Source organism: Kitasatospora sp. NPDC033851 (genome assembly GCF_055576085.1).
In genome coordinates, this window is record NZ_JBVIRL010000098.1 from 1 (window position 1) to 1,724 (window position 1,724).

Genomic DNA, 1,724 nt, shown 5'->3' on the forward strand with positions numbered 1-1,724 from the left:
GGGAGCTGACGATTAATAACTTACGGACCTGATGACGTACTTGGGGTCGTAGGATCTCGGCGTGACGGAGGAGACCGAGACCGTGCTCGGGGAGGCGTTCGCCGCGCTGCTGCCGCATCTGGATGAACGGCAGCGGCGCCTGGCGTTGGGGGCGGCTGCCCGGGTGCTGGGGTACGGGGGCGTCCGCAGGGTTGCTCGCGTTGCGCGGGTGGCGGAGTCGACGGTGGCGCGCGGTGCGCGCGAGCTGGCCTCGGGCGGTGAGTCGGCGGGCCGGGTACGGGCGATGGGTGCGGGCCGCAAGCGGTTGCGTGAGAGCGATCCGGGCCTGGTCCCGGCCCTGCTGGCGCTGGTCGAGCCAGATCAGCGCGGGGACCCGGAGTCGCCCTTGCGCTGGACGGTGAAGTCCACCCGGAACCTGGCTACCGAGCTGACCCGGCAAGGGCACCCGGTGGGCGCGGACACCGTCGCCGCGCTGCTGAAGCGGGAGGGGTTCTCCCTACAGGGCACCTCGCGGACCACCGAAGGCGCCCGTCATCCCGACCGGGACGCGCAGTTCCACTACATCAACGACCGGGTCAAAGAGTTCACCGCGGCCGGGCAGCCGGTCATCAGCGTGGACACCAAGAAGAAGGAGGTCCTGGGCAACTACGCGGTCGCCGGGCAGGAGTGGCACCGCAGCGGGCAGCCGGTGCAGGTGCGTGCCCACGACTTTCCCGAGAAGGACGCCCAGAAGGCGGTCCCGTACGGGATCTACGACCTTGCCGCCGATGCCGGCTGGGTGTCGGTGGGCTGCGACGGGGACACCGCCGCGTTTGCGGTCGCCACCTTGCGCCGGTGGTGGCACGGCGAGGGACGGCACCGCTACCCCGGCGCGACCCGGCTGCTGATCACCGCAGATGCCGGCGGTTCCAACGGCTACCGTGTGCGGGCCTGGAAGAAGGAACTGGCCGACTTCGCCCACGCGGCTGGACTGGAGGTGACGGTCTGTCATTTTCCGCCTGGAACTTCGAAATGGAACAAGATAGAGCACCGCCTCTTCTCCAAGATCAGCAGCAACTGGCGCGGACGCCCGCTGACCAGCCACGAGGTCGTCGTCAACACCATCGGCGCGACCACCACTCGCACCGGGCTGACGGTGCACGCTGAACTCGACCCCGGCGCTTACCCGACCGGCGTCACGGTTTTGGACGAGGTCATGGCGGCCCTGCCGCTGACCGCGCACGACTGGCACGGGACGTGGAACTACACCCTGCGGCCCGAACCGCCGGCCCGGGTGCCGGTCCCGACCAGCGAAGACCGTACCCAGCCCGACGACCTGGCCCCCGGCTGGCTGCACCATCCCACCCTCACCGGCATGGACACCGGAGCGTTCGCCGACCTGCTGGCCGAGGTCGAGCAGTACCTCCTCGACCACCCGCCGATCAGCCTGCACCACAAGCGCGCCCGGCACCGCACCCTGCGGCGCGGGCCCCTCTCGCTGTCCGACCGACTGCTGGTCACCGTCATCCGCCACCGCTGGAAGACCCAGATCCGGGTCCTCACCTCTCTGCTCGGCTCGCCAGCGGCCGCCGTCGGCGACGCCCTGCACGAGATGACCCCCATCCTGGAGGCCCTCGACCGCCGCGCCCGCCCGGCACCGATCACCGCACCCACCGCGGCAGACCTCGCCGACCTCGTCGGGCGAACCCACACCAAGAACGCCAAGTAATTAATCGGCGGCTCCC

Annotated in this window: 1 protein-coding gene; it reads left to right on the top strand. The window is 70.4% G+C overall.

The genetic code is table 11. From position 1 onward, the window contains the following. The first annotated feature begins 82 nt into the window (after nucleotides 1-82). A complete protein-coding gene (locus ACZ51D_RS43640) occupies nucleotides 83-1,708 on the top strand; it encodes an ISAzo13 family transposase (RefSeq protein WP_465665881.1) in 1,626 nt (541 codons plus the stop codon). The last annotated feature ends 16 nt before the right edge of the window (nucleotides 1,709-1,724 follow it).